Source organism: Rhizorhabdus sp. P4_G5, assembly GCF_056401065.1.
The window spans coordinates 117,218-133,332 of the sequence record NZ_JBFUKB010000004.1 but is presented as its reverse complement, the minus strand read 5'-3'; the positions used below and the strand labels follow the sequence as shown (position 1 = coordinate 133,332).

Here is a 16,115-nt window from a genome sequence, read left to right as displayed (position 1 = left end):
GCATACGGAGTCGCGTTCAGGCGGACAGCTTGTTGCGGCCGCGCGCACGGCGAGCGGCCAGCACCTTGCGGCCACCGGGGGTGGCGCTGCGCGAACGGAAACCGTGGCGCCGCTTGCGGACCAGGTTGCTCGGCTGGAAAGTGCGCTTCATCGTATCTCGCCTCAAATTCAAAACAAAAGGGCCGCCGAACAAGTGGCAGCCGCTAACGAGAGCGCGCTTAGGCAAAAGCCCGGCGCGAGTCAATCAATGTGCACGGCGCCGGCGATCGACAAGACCACGGCAGAATTCGTTTCGGCCGATGGCTCCTTTTCGTTTCGCATGCGTTCGGAGGCGCAACACAGTCGTAGCCTGGAGACCGACATGCGCCGTTCCGCCCTCTGCCTGCTCATGCTGCTACCGGCGCTCAGCGCCTGCCATTCGAAGGTCGACGATCGGCTGAAGGCGATGGAGGATCGTCTCGCCAAGGTCGAGCAGTCGATCGGCGAACACCAGGCGATTACCCTCAAGCCGGGTCAGACCGGCTATGGCCTTCTCGCCACCGATTTCGGCCGAGTGGCGGTGGCGCTCGCCGATGTCCAGCCCTATGCCGGCGGCTCGCGGATCGTGCTGGATTTCGGCAATCCGACCACGGCGCGGCTCAGCGGCATGACGGCGAAGGTCGAATGGGGCTCGAACGACGCCAAGGGCTCGCCGATGACGCCCAGCACGGTGCAGTCGCTGAATTTCGTGGCGCCGGAGCCGCTGCCGGCCGGCAGTTGGCATCAGTATAGCATCGATCTTCCTGGCGTCGCGCCGACCTCGCTTGGCTGGGTGAAGCTCTCGGCCTTCGACAGCGGCCAGGTGGACCTGCTCAGCCAATAGCCGAAAAACCTCGACAATCCTTTCACCCCCGCCGATAGAACAGCCCGGGAACATCGGGGGCTGGTCTATGGTGGCGCATGTCGCGACGGTCGCATTTCTGGGGCTGGAGGCCCGCGCCGTCGAAGTACAGGTGCAGGTCGCGCCGGGGATGCCGGCCTTCGTGGTAGTCGGGCTGCCGGACAAGGCGGTTGCCGAGAGCCGGGAGCGGGTGCGGGCGGCGCTGTCCGCGATCGGACTCGCGCTGCCCCCCAAGCGGATCACCGTGAACCTGTCGCCCGCCGACCTGCCGAAGGAGGGCGCGCATTATGATCTGCCGATCGCGCTGGGGCTGCTCGGCGCGATGGGCGTGATCGATGCCGAGACGCTGGCCTCCTATGTCGTCGTCGGCGAACTCGGGCTCGACGGCCGCGTCGCCCCGGCGCCGGGCGTACTGCTCGCCGCCCTGCACGCGTCCGAACGCGACCTGGGCCTCGTCTGCCCTTCGGCGCAGGGGTCCGAAGCCGCCTGGGCCGGCTCGATCGAAGTGGTGGCGGCGCCCGATCTGCTCGCACTGATCGGCCACTTCACGCTACGCCGCGAAGATCAGCCAGCACGTGAAAAACGTGCCTGCATATCGATATCACGCTGGGCGGGCACGTCCGCCAACATCTTGGAGAGAGCCGGATGACGCCTCTCCTCCCGGTTCTGGGGCAGAGCGCGGTTGTCCATAAGAAAGCTGGATGGGCTCAAAGTTGAAGATACTCGCCTTCACCAACCTCTTTCCGAGTGGTTCTCGACCGGGCAACGGCATTTTCCTCAAGCACCGGCTAAAGCACTTGTCGTGCGTGCCGGGCGTGGAGCTGCGAGTGATAGCGCCGGTTCCGTGGTTCCCCTTCAAAGCGCCAATCTTCGGCAGCTATGCTAAGCTCGCCCAAACACCCCGCGAGGATGAAGCGGCAGGTATCAGGGTGCGTTTCATGCGGTATCTTATGGTGCCGAAGATCAGCATGTGGCTCACCCCGTTCAGCATCGCGTCCGCCGCGCTGCGTTCGATCCGGAGCATCAGACGATCAGGCTTCGACCCGGATGTCATCGACGCTTATTATCTCTATCCGGATGGCGTCGCCGCCTGTCTGGTGGGCCTCTGCCTCCGTAAGCCGGTGATGCTGACTGCTCTCGGCACCGACGCCAGCCAGATCGCACATCAGGCCATGCCCGGCGCGATGATCAGGTGGGCGGTGCGACGGTCCATCGCGACGACAGCGGTCTGCCAAGCTCTTGTCGATGAGCTGACCGGCTGCGGCGTCGCGCCGGAAAAGCTCTCGGTTGTCGAGCATGGCGTGGACCATGAGATGTTCAGCCCGCCAGAGGACCGCCACACCCTCCGCCAAGGCTTGGGCCTGAGACGCTTCACGGTGATCTCGGTCGGCCATGCTCTCGAAAACAAGGGCCATCACCTCGCGATAGAGGCGGTATCCGCGATACCAGATGCAGAATTGATGATCGTCGGCGATGGCCCTGAACGAGATCGGCTGATGAAGCTAGCCTACGAGCTGGGAGCAACGGACAGGGTGACGTTCATTGGCCCGGTCGATCAAGCCCACCTCGCAACGCTACTCGGTGCGTCCGATCTGCTGGTGAGCTGCTCCAAATATGAGGGCATCTCTAATGTGCTATTGGAAGCCCTCGCCTGCGGCACGCCGATCGCGGCAACGCCCGTGTGGGGAGCGCCCGAGGTGGTCACCGACCCCAAGATCGGCTTGCTGTTCAAGGCGAGGACGACTGCGGCCATCACAGAGGGCATCCGCTCTGCCATGTCCCGACAATGGGATCGTGCCCTGATCCGGCATCATTCGGAACGCTATGACTGGCAGGGCACCGCCGATCATCATTACCAGATCATGGCACGTGCCTTGAGCGTACCCACGTCCCGCACCGCTGACCCAAGCTGAAATGCGATGACCGCAAAAGGGAAGTATCATCGCCATCGCTCAATGTGGGTTGAGACGATATGAATTATAACCGAAAGTACATCTTCGCACTACGTTGACAAAAAATGTCTTCTCTTCTATAAATAATTTCTCAATAATTTCATAGAAATACCAAATAATCGCCGTTGCAACTAGTTGCACTCGAAATATATTGAAACGTTCTCACGATTAATTATCTTGCTACTAGCGAAAGCTGGATGCCGCCCGGTCTGGTGTGGCCCCACCCACGACGACTGGGCGGCATCTTTGATGTGGGGCAGATATAATGGAAAGCAATGTCGTGCCGATCTCGGCACACCGTGAAACGACGCCGACCGAGCCATCGTGCTTGCAGGTTTATCAGCGGATCATCCGAGAGTGGGGTGGGTGCCTCAACAGCTTCGAGCTTATCCTAGCTATGATGATCGCCGATCGGACGATCGGCTGGGGGAAGACCCGCGCCACGTTCAGCACGAGACGGATGTTGGAGGGCGACGCGCTCTATACGGGGCTCAACATGAGCCGGGCGACCCTGTTCCGGGCACTGGCCTCGTTGGAGCGCAAGGGCATTATTGCCCGCCACGACCACCCGGAAGGCAAGGAAATCAAGGTTTATTCGATCAATTTGGACTGGTCATCGAGGAAACTCGACATCCCAGAACGCCCCCGTGACCCGTCTCAAAGTGAGACTACCCCGTCTCACCGTGAGACTATCCCCGTCTCTGACAGCGACACGAGAGAAAGAAATCGGGGAGAAAGAAATCGGGAGAAAGAAAACTATACCGTTCCGCGTTCGCTTCACGGGGTTGCCGGGTCCACAGAAACTGTCCGGGGAAAGTTAGGAGCTGCCACCGCCGCCCACCGCGCCGCCGCCGAGCGCAAGGCCAGCGGCAAGGATACGGTCGCTGCGCTGGAGACCCGCTGGCGGCTCGCGCTGATCGACGCATACCCGGCGATAGGCCACACCCCGTGGACCACCAAGAACAAGGGCCTGATCGGGCAAAAGATGGTTGCTTGGGCCAACGCCAAGCAGATTACCTTCGGTGACTTTGTCGATTGGTCCGTGCGTAACTGGTCGGGGGTGATCCTCAAACAGCTTCGGTGGATGACTAAGAGCAAGCCGCCAAAGGTGCCCACGGTCGGTTTCTTTGTATCGTTCATAGACCATTTCGCCGAGTGTTGGGCGAGCGGCAAGCTCGACGCATGGCTGGCTTCGCCGGAGCGGACAGAGATGGCACGCCTCTTGAAACGAGGCATGACCCCGGAGCAGGCCGCTGCTGAAATAGGGGAAGCTCGTGCGGTCGTGTCCATGAAGGAGGAGAACGCCAAGGCTGAGATCGAGGTCCGCGCCCGGTATCGACAAGTACAGCTCGCGGAGCAGCGGGTCGCAAGGATGGAGGTTGGCACAGTTGATCCACGGTCGCTTTCGGCACAGGGCGTGGTCGTGCCGATCGAACCGATGGCCAAGCTCGCGGTCGTGGACATGACCCCGCTCAATCTTGATCCGAACTGGGAGCCGCCAGAATGAACGGATGCGGCAGATATGACCGTGGCAGCAATCCACTGCCCGGACGGCCGCAGGCAAGGCCATATCGGCTAGGAACGCCGACAAGGGCGTTGCGGAGTGGAAAGGCAGGCTAAGGGAGGCCGGACGACTGACACCGGAGACCGATGCTCCAGCGCAGGCGATGTTTCGGCGGTTTCGGATACGGCGCAATCCGCGCTGGTAGCTAGGGATCGGTCCCAGCTCATTCCCGGTTATTCCGGACCAGATCGGATTGAGCGGCAGCAACCGACCCGTAGCGGGCACGGGCACTTCGTTGTAGGCAAGAGCTATGCCGACCTGCTCAAACCGTGCTTGGAACAACTTCGTAATGCAAAGCAGCCCAGCTTCATATGAACTGGGAAGCAGCAAGCGTGCCGCTGCGGTCGCCAACCTCTTCATGGCGGGGGCGAACAATGGCGGTCTAAACTCCTTTCTGACTTCAACGCATTACTTGGACGCCATCGAGGTCGTCGATGCGCTCACTGCTCTGGGTGCCCGAAAAGCAGCCCACCAGCTACAAATCGTTCTGCAGGGTTTGGGAGCACCGCTGCCCGCATCGACCGAGGATGAGCGGTGGCATCGCTTGGAAGTTCAATGGCACGATGGCTTGGACGAGTATGACGTTTTAACCGAAGAGGCCGACAGTGAGTTAATGACGGTGCTTGGAAGCCATGTCGCCGCCAATGAGGCTTTCTACAGCCGCCTTGACTGAGGTGGCTTGATATCTGCTATCCGCCAGCAGTCATTCCTGCCCAGAATGGATGGAACGGCGGCTGCCGACCCACCGCCGTCAATGGGCTACCACCAGCTTGGCTCTTGCTCGGCGGCCGACCAGCCCCAATCCCGCAGCATCTCTCTTGCACTGTCATAGTCATCGTCAAGCCCAAGGCTCACGGCCGAATAGCCGTATCCGAGCTTCCAGAGCATGTCCGCATGGGGTTCGATTACTGTCCATTCCGGGTCAACGATCATGCCGCTCTCCCCTCCGATCTGGGGCAGCAATGCGGTAAAAGTCACGCGGGATGTCCCGATCATGATTGTAGCGGGAGCTGTGACGTTAATGCCGAGATGCGACCCCAGCCTGTTCCAGCAGTCTATTTCGTCAGCCATCTCGGCACACTAGGCAACGCAGCGTCTGCTTACCACCGAGGCCGAGTGAAAACTCCCCGGTAATCGGCACCAGATCGGATCGAACGACCGCATCCGATCTCCTTGCGGTCGTGCGAATAACCGTTGAGGCTAGGGCGTGCGTTGGACCGATCTTCCTAATGCCCTAGTTGCCCTCATTTGGGTGCTGCTCCTACTGAGCGGCGTCCAGGGCATCGTCGGCATAATGAGGCAGCATGTGCCGGGGTATCCAGCTACAGGGCAGTACATCTTATATGTTGGGTTTCCTGTCGCCTTCCTAGCGTTGGCCGCGCTGTCAGCGTTCCTCGCTCGGAAAAGCCGGTTGTTATGCGATTTATATCCGTTCGCGATTATGCTGATCGCGTTTGCAATCTTCCCCGTCGCATGTGTCTGGCGTGGAGGCGTTTAGCAACTCGACGACGGATGACCGCTAACCACTCATCACTCCCATTCCGCACCACGTCGGATCGCGGCCACTCCCCCGCCGACTATTCGGCAAGTGGGTACTGAAACTGGTACTAATTCCGCCTGATGCCACTCCGCAAAATCCTTGTTTTCCTGGCTTTGCCGATCCCGGTTGGCTTTCCTGCCAAGCCCACCCAGTGGCGCTGTGACCGTACACCGCACATGGCGCGCGATCGGCTATCGCTCATATCGGACATTAAGCTAAGTTCGACCCCTAAGGGGGCACGATGACATTCACCACGCTTGAGCAGGAGGCCATCGTTCTGAATGCCGTAATGGGCATGGTGGACGATATGGTGAACCATGCCATATTTTGCTCACTGGGCGAGAAGAAGGAAAACACAAATCTCCTGCCCAAAACGTCAGACACCCTTCGGCAATTCGCAATCATGCTGCGGGACTTTCTCTCGCCGGTCACTGGCAAGGGACAAGGGCCAATACCCTTCGGACTGCCAAAGCCACCCCAAGGCAGCAAGGCCACCGATTACACCACTCTCTTTTACCTCGCGCGCATTTGCGAGAACCCATTGATCGGAACCGATCTCGATTTCCTCGCGTCGCTGGTTCACGATTTCACTGAATGGCTTGAGGCTTCTGCCTTCGTCCCGGAGGTATGGCTGTCAAACATCGAGGTGAAGGTCAATCTAACTATCAAACGTATCGACTTTCTCCGCATGGGCGGAGACATTGGGAAGCACAACTTCCTTCGTCTCGGCGGACAGGCTGCTAAGTTGCAAAAAATTCTCGGGGAGAACGGCGTTACGATTAACGAGAGCCAAGCCTATGCCGCGCTACCAGATTGTTGGGATTGGTTTCACACGCATCTATTCGCGTACCACGCCAGCACACTAGCGGAATTCCTGAACAACATTCGCTATGCCATTCGGTTCTACGTTTCGCCCGTCGCAGAAGCCCGCTATCGTGTCACAGGCAAGATCGACGACTATCTCGAAATGTACTCCTATGACCGGCCCGCCGAGATTGCGAACGAGTTTGCATGGGCGCAGTATTACGACCTGCTAAACAGCACACGGCGTGCAGCTAACTTTCCGCCGTTTAGCGTGACCCAATCGTTGAAAGACCAGTTCTGATGGGCTTAGGCGCAAAGATCGACATCATCCATGCCAGCAAAAAGCAGGTTAATGATCAGGCTTGCGACGACGTCAAGCGTGCCGCTGGCGCAGCCTGCGTAGCTCATGGTTCTTGCTGAACGGCCGATGGCTGCCGTGGAAGCAGAGGATGTACGCTTGCCAACGCCGGAAGGGATAGGGACAGGATGACAAGGTTCCTCCAGCAGCTAACGACAGATCAAGGCCGGATAACCACTGGATGCGCGCTCGTTGTAGCGATCATTGTGGGGCTATGGCCCGATCATCCCCGAGAGATTGATGCTGCCAAGTTCGGCGCTGCCCTCATGGCTGCCCTTGCTTGGCTCTTCGCGGAGCTAGGCGGGCGTCGAACGCCTAGCCCGCACGACACTGCATTGTTCGACAGCATTGTGAAGACACTACCGCAGTCCCTGCTGGATTTCCTTAGAGAACAGGACTTTGGGGTGGGATCGTATCATGATCCGGCCTCGGCAGCCCTTTTTAACATGGCGCGTTGGGAAGGGTCGCGTTACAATTTTGTCGATCCAACCCTCAACAAACGATGGCTTGCAACTTGGCAGGTGATCAGAGAGTTTGCGACCTGTCTCGCTCGCAATACGTTCCCGGTGCGGGATACCGATTTGCAGGACTGGCGAACCGTCCATCCAACGCATGGCGATCCCGAGATGCTCGAGCCGTTCGTTGAAGAGCGGATTGAGAAGCTCAACAAGGGTGCGACCAAGGCCGTGCTCGAAATCGACGCCTTCGAGAGTTTCGCACGGCGTCGGCTCGGCCTTTGACGACCTTCGGCTACACTTCCTTGAGAGCGCGCCACTCGGAAATCCCACGCCGAGAGGTAAAACTTACCCCGTTTGAACTATCCCGCAACAGGGCCGTGACCGCTGGTGTAATAGGATACAATCTGCTGATGAGCGGACCTCCCGGCGCGGGCAAGTCGCTGATGGCAGCCTGCCTTCCCGGCATATTGCCCGAGCTCACCCCCGCCGAGGCGCTGGAAGTGTCGATGGTGGCCTCGGTCGCCGGCGAGTTGCAGGGCGGGCGGCTTATCCGCGCCCGCCCGTTCCGCAGCCCCCATCATTCAGCGTCGATGGCCGCGCTGATCGGCGGCGGGCTGCGCGTTCGCCCTGGGGAGGTAAGCCTCGCCCATCTCGGCGTGCTGTTCCTTGACGAAATGCCGGAGTTCCAGCGCGCGGTGCTCGATTCGCTGCGCCAGCCGCTCGAGACCGGCAAGGTCTCGGTCGCCCGCGCCAACGCCCATGTCACCTTCCCGGCCCGCGTCCAGCTGATCGCGGCGATGAATCCCTGCCGCTGCGGCCATCTCGGAGATGCCGCCCTCGCCTGCTCGCGCGCGCCGCGCTGCGCCACGGACTACCAAGCCAAGTTGTCGGGCCCGCTGCTCGATCGTATCGATCTCCACGTCGAGGTCGCCGCCGTCAGCGCCGCCGATCTCGTGCTGCCGCCCCCCGCCGAAGGCTCGGCCGAAGTCGCCGCCCGCGTCGCCGCCGCCCGCGCGATCCAGACCGCGCGCTTCACCGGCCATGGCGCCCGCACTAACGCCGAGGCCGACGGCGAACTGCTCGACAGCGTCGCGACGCCGGACGAGGCAGGCCGCAAGCTGCTCGCGCAGGCCGCCGAGGCGATGCGGCTGTCGGCGCGCGGCTATCACCGGGTGCTGCGGGTCAGCCGCACGATCGCCGATCTGGCGGGCGCGGAAGGCGTGAGCCGGGTGCATATCGCGGAAGCGCTAAGCTATCGGCGGCGGGCGGCGGTGAGTTGAGGCTGGGTGGGGCGGCGAGATCGCGCTCATCCTGCGCGAGACGATGGCCATGACGCGGGTCTTGGATCACCGGCGATGACTGCGCGCGCCGACACGCTGTCGTCCCGGATAATCGCGGCCGCGCCGTGGATCATCATAGCGATCGCTATAATATTCCGCATCTATGCGCTCGACCGGCTGCCCGGCCTCAATGGTGACGAGGCTTGGTATGGGGTGCAGGCGCAGCGCTGGGCCGGGGGCGAAGCGTTGCGTTGGCGGACTCCGAGCGGAAATCTGCCTGGGCCGGTGCAGATCGGCTGGATGCTTGTGCTCCAGCCGATCTTCACGCCGAGCGTGACGCTGTTGCGTATTCCCCCGCTGATCTCATCGCTTGCGGCGATGGGGCTGGCCTATGCAATCGGCCGACGCTTCTTCGATCGCACCACCGCGATGATCGCGCTGCTGCTGATGGCGGCGCTGCCCGCGAACATCGTCTATGCGCGGTTCGGCTGGGATCCGAGCCATATCGGCCTGGTGATACTCGCCTCTTGCTGGGCGGCACTGGCAGGCCGGCCACTGCTCTCGGCGCTTGCCTTTGCGCTCGCGTTGATCGTCCATCCGACCAGCGTATTCGCCGCGCCGTTCCTGACCTTCGCCTTCCTCGGCGCCGACCTTGAGCGGCACGGGCGTAGACAGGCACTCAAGCGCAGCGGTGTTCATGTCGCGCTCCTCGCCGCCGCGCTGGCCCTGCTCGCGATCACCACCTCGCAGGGGCAGGTCGGCATCGGAATGGCTGGACTGAAAGACCGACTCACCCAGCCGCTAGAATGGGCGATCTTCCCGCTTCTATTTGAGCGCCTCCTGTCGGGCGAGACCGTATACAGCTTCGTCACCGGCCATGGTCTCGGCGTCGCGCGCCATGCCGCCGACGTGTTCGGCGCGGCGCTGCTGGCCCTGCTGGTGACCGTAGGCACCGCCGGCTTATGGGGAAAACGCTTCGGGCTGATCGCAGGCATTGTCACTGGCTGGGTGGCCAGTCTCCTGGCCTTCTTCCTGATCGCTGGCAACGAAGCGCTGCAGCCGCACCATGAACGTTATGCGCTGGTGCTGATCGTGCCGACCGTTCTGGCGCTTGGGCTGCTGATCCGGCGGCTGTTCCCCGAACCGGGACGGGAGGGCCGCGCAATCCTGTTTACCCTAGCGATTACGGCGTCGCTTCTGGTCGGCTTCTGGTTACGCTATTTCGTCGTGCTGGAGCGGGAGGGCAGCGTCTCCGCAACGGCCTTCTGGACCGGGCTGCGCGAACCCAAGCAGGTGGCGGTCGAGTGCATCTTGGCGGCGACGACCGTGAGCGGACCGGCGCAGGTGATCGCCGAGGACTGGTGGCTCTATCAGCCACTGGCCTATCTCGCGCATGGCAAAGGGATCGATCTCGTCGATCCCGGTCGACGGGGGCCGCCCCTAGCTATGACGAGGCTGCCTGGCGGCACCTATTTGCTGGTGTTTGGCGGCAGTGAGATGGATAGCCGGATCGCGGCAACGCATCACGCCAGGCTCCGCTGGACGATCCCCGCCACCGGCCATCCCCGCGCCATCAACATTTGGTGGACACCGACTATCCACTAATCGAAGCATCGACCGAAAAAGGGGACAAGATGATGTGGTGGCGTGTTTTCGACCATGTGTCGTTCGCGATGATTTGCTTCGAGGTGGCGCATAATCGCAGGTCGTCGGCCGCACCCCGTCGCCAGGCGCTCAGCTATCGCTGGGGCGCAGTAGTGAGTTGAAGGTGGCGGGCCCGGCCCAGGCCGACGATCCGAGCCCCTATCCCGCGTGCAGCGTACGTTGGATGCGCCGTACCGCCAGCGCGACGCACAGCGCCACCAGCGGTATGGCAAGGCCTGTCGCGAGTTCGGGCTTCAGGACCGGCACAACCTCGTGCAGCCCCTTGAACACATAGCCGATCAACCCGACCAGATAATAGCTGATCGCCACCACCGAGAGCCCCTCGACGGTCTGCTGGAGGCGGAGCTGGAGGTGGGTGCGGCGGTCCATCGAGTCGAGCAGGTCGCGGTTTTGGCGGGCCAGCGCGGTGTCGACGCGGGTGCGAAGTAGCGAACTGGTCCAGGCGACGCGCTGCGACAGATCCTCGAGCCGCTGCGAGAAGGAATTGCAGGTCCGCATCGCCGGGATCAGCCGCCGCTCGGTAAAGTCGACCAGGGTCGGATGGCCGCGCACCGCACGGGTGGCGAGGCTGTGCAGCCGATCGGTGCTGAGCTGCGCATAGGCGCGGGTGGCGCTCATCCGGTAACTGGTGTCAGCCATCAGCCGCGCCAGTTCGGCCGAGAGGAAGCTCAGCTCGTCGAGCAGCCCCTCATCGTCCGACAGGCGCTCGGCGACGGCGTCGGTGAGGGCCGACAGGCGTTGCTCCAGCGCGGTCACCCGTGGGGTCAGGCTCTGCGCCAGCGGCAGCCCAAGCAACGCCATGTTGCGGTAATTGCCCAGCTCCTGCACGCGCTGGATGAGTTGGGCGGGTTCGGCGCCTTCGAGGCCGTGATCGGCGATCAGCAGGCGGCCGAAGCCGTCCGCGTGCAACCGGAAATCCGACCAGAGGCGGGCGCGCCCATCCATCACATCGCAGACGATCAGATCGTCGGCCGAGAAAAACCGCGTCAGGCTATCGAGCAGATCGGGTGCGACATCGCGCCCGACCAGGGCAATCTGGGTCGCGCGGATCACCTCGCCCGGAAGCTGCGCGACGAAGTCGTCCGCCAGCGCGGCGAAGGGCTCGCTGCTGAAGCCCGGATCGAGCATGTCGCGGCGGATGAATGTGTAGCTCGCGACCTCGGTGTGGCGTTCCCAGACCAGCTCGAACTCACCGAGCCGGCATATGAAATATTTGGCGCTGGCGGGAATGGCGACATCGTGGCGCGCGCAGAGCGCCTCGACATGGAGGCGGCTATCCTCGATGCCCTTTTCGCCGACATGCGTGACGATCTGCATCAGCCGCGCGGGTGCGTGGAAATGCGGCAACTTGCGGACGTGCATTTCCTCGGAGAGCGACGCTCGTAGCGGATGGCTTCGCGCTAGCATGCGGAACTCATCGATCGGACGACCGTCAGACAGAATATTCCTCCAGCGCATGCCCATTGCCGCATCGCAGCATCAGAAAATAAATAGCCGCGCGGGTGCGATATGTCACGCGTCGGACCCGGATCAGGTCAGGATGCCGATTTTGAGGAGGATGTGCGCCCTCTTGCTCAGCCGACCGACTGCGTCACCGACTCGAGCGCCTCGGTGAAGCGCCGGCGCCACCAGATCACGTCTTCGGCCGCGATATTGTCCATGCAGGCGCGCCATCGCGCCTTGCGTTCCTCGAGGGGCATATCGAGCGCCAGCGTGATCGCATCGGCGATCTCCTCCGGGCTATAGGGATTGATCAGCAGCGCCTCGGTCAGCTGCTCGGCTGCGCCGGCGAAGCGCGACAGGATCAGCACGCCGGGGTCTTCCGGGTCCTGCGCGGCGATATATTCCTTGGCGACCAGGTTCATGCCGTCGCGCAGCGGCGTCACCAGCCCGATCTTGGCGGCGCGGTAGATGCCCGCGAGCCGATCGCGCGGATAGCCGCGATTCACGTAGCGGATCGGCACCCATTCGACATTGGCATAAGCCCCGTTGATCCGGCCGGACAGCGCGTCGAGCGAGGCGCGGATCTCGCGGTAGCTCTGCACGTCGCCACGCGAGGGCGGGGCGATCTGCAGCAGGAAGACTTCGCCGTGCAGCTTTTCCTCGCCCTGCAACAGCCGTTCATATCCGAGGAAGCGTTCCTCCAGGCCCTTTGAATAGTCGAGCCGGTCGACGCCGATGATCATGTCCCGCCCCGAACTGCTCTGGCGCATCCGGTAATAAGCATAGCGGGCGGGCGCGGATTGCGACGCCGCCACAAAATTCTCGGTGTCGATCCCGATCGGGCAGGCGATCGCCCGTATCGACCTGTCGTCAACCGTCACCCGCCCATCCTCGGCGATCGTGCCGCCCATCTCCTGGGTTACATAGTCGTGGAAGCTGGTCAGCGAATCCTGGGTCTGGAAGCCCACCACGTCATAGGCGAACAATGTCTCGACCAGCTGGCGGTGATTGGGCAGCGACAGCAGCAGCCGGTAGGGCGGCCACGGGATGTGCAGGAAAAAGCCGATCCGGTTGGCAACCTCGCGGTCGCGCAGATATTGGCCGAGCGGGAACATGTGATAATCATGAATCCAGACGAGATCGTCGCGCTCGATGAGCGGTTCGAGCGTTTCGGCGAAGCGCTGGTTGACCCGCTCATAGCCCTCGGCAAAGCCGCTCTCGAACTCGGCCAGGTCCATCCGGTAATGGAATAGCGGCCACAGCGTGCGATTGGCATAGCCGTTATAATATTCGTCGACGTCCTGCTCCTCGAGGTCGATCGTCGCGGTGGTGACGCCGTAGTTGCGCTGCAGGTTGATATGGCCGGTGAACTGATCGGTGATGTCGCCCGACCAGCCGAACCAGATCCCGCTCGATTCGCGCAGCGCCGCCGACAGGGCGACAGCGAGGCCGCCCTGGCTGCCAGTGCCTTCGCCCGTCGGCGGCTGGACGCGGTTGGAGACGATGATCAGCCGACTCATCGCACCGAACTCCACGGCTTGCTGAGCAGGGTCGCGCAGTTGATCATGCCGACCAAAGAATAGGTTTGCGGATAGTTGCCCCAGAGTTCGCCGGTCGCAGGATCGATGTCCTCCGACAGCAGCCCCGCCGGGGTCCGCCGCGACAGCATTTCCTCGAACAGTTCGCGTGCATCATTGGTTCGGCCCGTCAGCCATAATGCTTCGATCAGCCAGAAGGTGCACACATTGAAAGCGGTATGCGGCAGGCCGAAGTCATCTTCAGTCGCGTAGCGCAGCATGTGCGATCCGCGCCGCAATCCATCCTCGACCGCCCGCAATGTGCCCTGGAAGCGCTCGTCACCCGGCTTCACGAAGCGCAGGTCGAGCAGCTGGATCAGGCTCGCGTCGAGATCGTCGCCCCCGAAGGTTGCGGAGATACGCTGAGTATCCTCGCGCCAGGCGGCGCGTTCGATGCGGGCGCGGATATGGCCGGCGCGGTCGCGCCAGAAGCGCTCGCGCGCCGGAAGGCCGAGCGCCTCGGCGGCATTGGCGAGCCGGTCGCAGGCCGCCCAGCACATCGCCACCGAATAGGTATGCACGTGGCTTTTGGTGCGCAGCTCCCACAGCCCGGCATCGGGCTTGTCGTGCACATCCCAGGCATGCTCGCCGACCCGTTCGAGCGCGCGGAAGTCTTCTATGCCCGCCATCCGGTAAAGCCTGCGGTCGAAAAAGGCCTGGGCGTTGGAAAGGATGATCTGGCCATAAGCGTCGTGCTGGATCTGCTCATAGGCCTGGTTGCCGACCCGCACCGGCCGCATGCCGCGATAGCCCGACAGCGCCGGCGCGACGCGCTCGGTCAGAACGGCTTCGCCGCCGACGCCGTAAAGCGGCTGGATATGCCCGCCCTTGGCGTTGTCGACGATGTTGCGCAGATATTCGAGATAGGATTCGAGCACGTCGAGCGCGCCGAGGCGATTGAGCGCCTGCACCGTGTAATAGGCGTCGCGAATCCAGCAGTAGCGATAGTCCCAATTGCGTTCCGAGCCGGCATGTTCCGGGATCGAGGTGGTGAGCGCCGCGACGATCGCCCCGGTCTCCTCGTGCTGGCACAGCTTCAGGGTGATGGCCGAACGGATAACCGCCTCCTGCCACTCGACCGGCGTCGCCAGGGCGCGGGTCCATTGGCGCCATTCTGCCGCGGTATGCTTGAGCATGGTGTCGAGCGCGCCGCCGATGTCGCCGACGAAGCTCTCGTCAGGTCCGAGAAAGAAATGCAGCGGGCGCTCCACTCGGAACAACCGCTCGGCCTGGATCCAGCCGAGCGGAGCGGAAGTGGTGAGACGCAGGGTCGTGTCGCTCAGCTGGTAGCGGATATGGTTGGACCCTTGCGTCGTCGTCGGATCGGCCGCCCCCCAGTCATAGGCCGGACGCAGCCTGACTCGGATGCGCGGGCTTCCGGCGATCGGCCGCACGATCCGTGCGAAGGCGACCGGACGATACATCCGGCCATGACGATAGTGCCTTGGACAGAAGTCCGTCACTTCGATCGCATTGCCCGCGCCATCGCTGTGACGGGTGATGAGAATCGCGGTGTTGCGCAGATATTCCTGGTGCGTCTCGACGCCGCCTTCCAGGTCGATCTCCCAGAAGCCGCGTGCGCCCTCGGCCGATGGCGGATGATCGTCCAGCAACGAGCAGAAGGCCGGATCGCCGTCGACGCGCGGGACGCACGCCCAGACGAAGCGCCCGGCGCGATCGACCAGCGCCGACACCTGGCAATTACCGATCGGCCAGAGATCGAGCGTCGCGGTCATGCGGCCATGTCCCACAGCCAGTGCCGGACCGCCCCGACATCGCCCAGGCCGTAGAGCGCGGCGGTTTCCCGCCGGGCGCCGACGAGAATGCCGAAGCCGCCCTTCTCGCCCGCGATCCGCATCGCCGGCTCGTCGGTAAGGTCGTCGCCGATCACCACCGGCAGCGTCCCGGTCATGGGGGGGCCGGCCAGCAGGGCGTCGACGGCCCCGCCCTTGTCCCAGCCGGGGCCGCGCAGTTCGACCATCATCTTGCCCGGCTGGACTTCCAGACCTGTTCGCTCGGCGATTTTATAGGCCTGCCGCTTCACCGGCTCCTCGAGGATGGGGGCGACTCGATAGTGCATCGCCACGCCATGGCTCTTTTCCTCGATGATCATCTCGGGATGCCCGGCGCCATAGGATCGCACCTCGGCTATGGCGGCATCGAGACCGGCCGGCCGTGGCGGCTGGATCAGCCGGCCGTCGTGGCGGACCTCCGCGCCATGGCTGCCGGCGATGGCGATGATCTGCGTGATCGGCCCGATCATCCGGTCGAGCTGCTCGACCGATCTGCCGCTGATCAGCGCCAGCCGACCAGGGAAGCGCCGATGGAGCGCCTCCAGCAGCTCGGTCAATTCGGAATCGGCCCGGACCAGGTCCGGCCGGTCGACCAGCGGCACCAGCGTTCCATCGAAGTCTACGAACAGGCTGTGGCTCGAAGGCTCGATCCGCGGCGGGGGCGCGAGCACCGGTTGGCTGGGCCGGGTCGACATGCAATTTCCTCACGGCGATGAAGGACGGGGTTCGGTCATGACGCAGCTCTTCCGTGGAAATCCGGGTTGAGCCAGGCAGAGGACGCGTGGAGCCGCCGTTCAGTTC

The 16,115-nt window shown here is 62.9% G+C and carries 14 protein-coding genes and 1 pseudogene; 9 read left to right on the top strand and 6 right to left on the bottom strand.

The features are described from left to right. Nucleotides 1-16: 16 nt before the first annotated feature. The gene (gene rpmH / locus AC1DQK_RS08835) at nucleotides 17-151 is read right to left on the bottom strand and encodes a 50S ribosomal protein L34 (RefSeq protein WP_127744382.1); all 135 of its coding nucleotides are present in this window, start codon (nucleotides 149-151) and stop codon (nucleotides 17-19) included. Between the two features lie 210 nt (nucleotides 152-361). Here rpmH and AC1DQK_RS08830 point away from each other — a divergent pair, with 210 nt between their 5' ends. From AC1DQK_RS08830 to AC1DQK_RS08810, 5 genes and pseudogenes are all read left to right on the top strand, one after another. Beyond that, on the top strand, nucleotides 362-862 hold the full coding sequence (locus AC1DQK_RS08830; protein ID WP_477869518.1) for a DUF3251 domain-containing protein: 501 nt from the start codon (nucleotides 362-364) through the stop codon (nucleotides 860-862). A 67-nt stretch (nucleotides 863-929) separates the two neighbouring features. Beyond that, a pseudogene (locus AC1DQK_RS08825) lies at nucleotides 930-1,427 on the top strand (magnesium chelatase domain-containing protein); the annotation flags it as partial. A gap of 166 nt (nucleotides 1,428-1,593) precedes the next feature. Beyond that, nucleotides 1,594-2,793, top strand: coding sequence for a glycosyltransferase (locus AC1DQK_RS08820; RefSeq protein WP_477869516.1), 1,200 nt, complete (start codon nucleotides 1,594-1,596; stop codon nucleotides 2,791-2,793). A 304-nt stretch (nucleotides 2,794-3,097) separates the two neighbouring features. Continuing rightward, on the top strand, nucleotides 3,098-4,339 hold the full coding sequence (locus AC1DQK_RS08815) for a hypothetical protein (protein WP_477869514.1): 1,242 nt from the start codon (nucleotides 3,098-3,100) through the stop codon (nucleotides 4,337-4,339). Between the two features lie 346 nt (nucleotides 4,340-4,685). Continuing rightward, nucleotides 4,686-5,069, top strand: coding sequence for a DMP19 family protein (locus tag AC1DQK_RS08810; protein WP_477869512.1), 384 nt, complete (start codon nucleotides 4,686-4,688; stop codon nucleotides 5,067-5,069). An 86-nt stretch (nucleotides 5,070-5,155) separates the two neighbouring features. On the opposite strand, the gene AC1DQK_RS08805 is transcribed toward AC1DQK_RS08810, so the two are convergent. Next, nucleotides 5,156-5,467 (bottom strand): hypothetical protein, encoded by a 312-nt coding sequence (locus tag AC1DQK_RS08805; RefSeq protein ID WP_477869510.1) that lies wholly within the window; start codon nucleotides 5,465-5,467, stop codon nucleotides 5,156-5,158. A gap of 710 nt (nucleotides 5,468-6,177) precedes the next feature. On the opposite strand from AC1DQK_RS08805, the gene AC1DQK_RS08800 reads away from it, so the two are divergent. The 4 genes from AC1DQK_RS08800 (at nucleotide 6,178) to AC1DQK_RS08785 (ending at nucleotide 10,441) form a co-directional block, all read left to right on the top strand. Further along, nucleotides 6,178-7,041: a hypothetical protein gene (locus tag AC1DQK_RS08800; RefSeq protein ID WP_477869508.1), complete on the top strand. Its 864-nt coding sequence runs from the start codon at nucleotides 6,178-6,180 to the stop codon at nucleotides 7,039-7,041. A 185-nt stretch (nucleotides 7,042-7,226) separates the two neighbouring features. Then, nucleotides 7,227-7,838, top strand: a complete 612-nt coding sequence (locus tag AC1DQK_RS08795) for a hypothetical protein (RefSeq protein ID WP_477869507.1) — start codon at nucleotides 7,227-7,229, stop codon at nucleotides 7,836-7,838. Beyond that, nucleotides 7,835-8,836: a YifB family Mg chelatase-like AAA ATPase gene (locus AC1DQK_RS08790; RefSeq protein ID WP_477869505.1), complete on the top strand. Its 1,002-nt coding sequence runs from the start codon at nucleotides 7,835-7,837 to the stop codon at nucleotides 8,834-8,836. The genes AC1DQK_RS08795 and AC1DQK_RS08790 overlap by 4 nt, the downstream gene beginning before the upstream one ends. Before the next feature lie 75 nt (nucleotides 8,837-8,911). Continuing rightward, complete coding sequence (locus tag AC1DQK_RS08785; protein ID WP_477869503.1) at nucleotides 8,912-10,441, top strand: hypothetical protein; 1,530 nt, start codon at nucleotides 8,912-8,914, stop codon at nucleotides 10,439-10,441. Nucleotides 10,442-10,639: 198 nt separating this feature from the next. Here AC1DQK_RS08785 and AC1DQK_RS08780 read toward each other — a convergent pair whose 3' ends face one another. The 4 genes from AC1DQK_RS08780 to otsB all read right to left on the bottom strand — a co-directional run bounded on the left by AC1DQK_RS08780 (nucleotide 10,640) and on the right by otsB (nucleotide 16,009). Continuing rightward, nucleotides 10,640-11,908 carry a DUF3422 domain-containing protein gene (locus AC1DQK_RS08780; protein WP_477869501.1) on the bottom strand — a complete coding sequence of 423 codons (1,269 nt, stop codon included), beginning with the start codon at nucleotides 11,906-11,908 and terminating at the stop codon, nucleotides 10,640-10,642. A 167-nt stretch (nucleotides 11,909-12,075) separates the two neighbouring features. Further along, entirely contained in the window at nucleotides 12,076-13,464 is a 1,389-nt protein-coding gene (locus AC1DQK_RS08775) for an alpha,alpha-trehalose-phosphate synthase (UDP-forming) (RefSeq protein WP_477869499.1), read from the bottom strand. After that, nucleotides 13,461-15,257 (bottom strand): glycoside hydrolase family 15 protein, encoded by a 1,797-nt coding sequence (locus AC1DQK_RS08770; RefSeq protein WP_477869497.1) that lies wholly within the window; start codon nucleotides 15,255-15,257, stop codon nucleotides 13,461-13,463. Before AC1DQK_RS08770 ends, AC1DQK_RS08775 begins: the two co-directional genes overlap by 4 nt. After that, nucleotides 15,254-16,009: a trehalose-phosphatase gene (gene otsB, locus AC1DQK_RS08765; RefSeq protein ID WP_477869495.1), complete on the bottom strand. Its 756-nt coding sequence runs from the start codon at nucleotides 16,007-16,009 to the stop codon at nucleotides 15,254-15,256. The genes AC1DQK_RS08770 and otsB overlap by 4 nt, the downstream gene beginning before the upstream one ends. Nucleotides 16,010-16,115: the final 106 nt, after the last annotated feature.

Excerpts from the sequence above, each read along its gene's own strand:
- AC1DQK_RS08795 (WP_477869507.1), top strand. The coding sequence starts at position 7,227 with ATGACAAGGTTCCTCCAGCAGCTAACGACAGATCAAGGCCGGATAACC.
- AC1DQK_RS08785 (WP_477869503.1), top strand. The coding sequence starts at position 8,912 with ATGACTGCGCGCGCCGACACGCTGTCGTCCCGGATAATCGCGGCCGCG.
- AC1DQK_RS08830 (WP_477869518.1), top strand. The coding sequence starts at position 362 with ATGCGCCGTTCCGCCCTCTGCCTGCTCATGCTGCTACCGGCGCTCAGC.
- AC1DQK_RS08770 (WP_477869497.1), bottom strand. The coding sequence starts at position 15,257 with ATGACCGCGACGCTCGATCTCTGGCCGATCGGTAATTGCCAGGTGTCG.
- AC1DQK_RS08780 (WP_477869501.1), bottom strand. The coding sequence starts at position 11,908 with ATGCTAGCGCGAAGCCATCCGCTACGAGCGTCGCTCTCCGAGGAAATG.
- AC1DQK_RS08815 (WP_477869514.1), top strand. The coding sequence starts at position 3,098 with ATGGAAAGCAATGTCGTGCCGATCTCGGCACACCGTGAAACGACGCCG.
- otsB (WP_477869495.1), bottom strand. The coding sequence starts at position 16,009 with ATGTCGACCCGGCCCAGCCAACCGGTGCTCGCGCCCCCGCCGCGGATC.
- AC1DQK_RS08805 (WP_477869510.1), bottom strand. The coding sequence starts at position 5,467 with ATGGCTGACGAAATAGACTGCTGGAACAGGCTGGGGTCGCATCTCGGC.
- AC1DQK_RS08810 (WP_477869512.1), top strand. The coding sequence starts at position 4,686 with ATGCAAAGCAGCCCAGCTTCATATGAACTGGGAAGCAGCAAGCGTGCC.
- AC1DQK_RS08775 (WP_477869499.1), bottom strand. The coding sequence starts at position 13,464 with ATGAGTCGGCTGATCATCGTCTCCAACCGCGTCCAGCCGCCGACGGGC.
- rpmH (WP_127744382.1), bottom strand. The coding sequence starts at position 151 with ATGAAGCGCACTTTCCAGCCGAGCAACCTGGTCCGCAAGCGGCGCCAC.
- AC1DQK_RS08800 (WP_477869508.1), top strand. The coding sequence starts at position 6,178 with ATGACATTCACCACGCTTGAGCAGGAGGCCATCGTTCTGAATGCCGTA.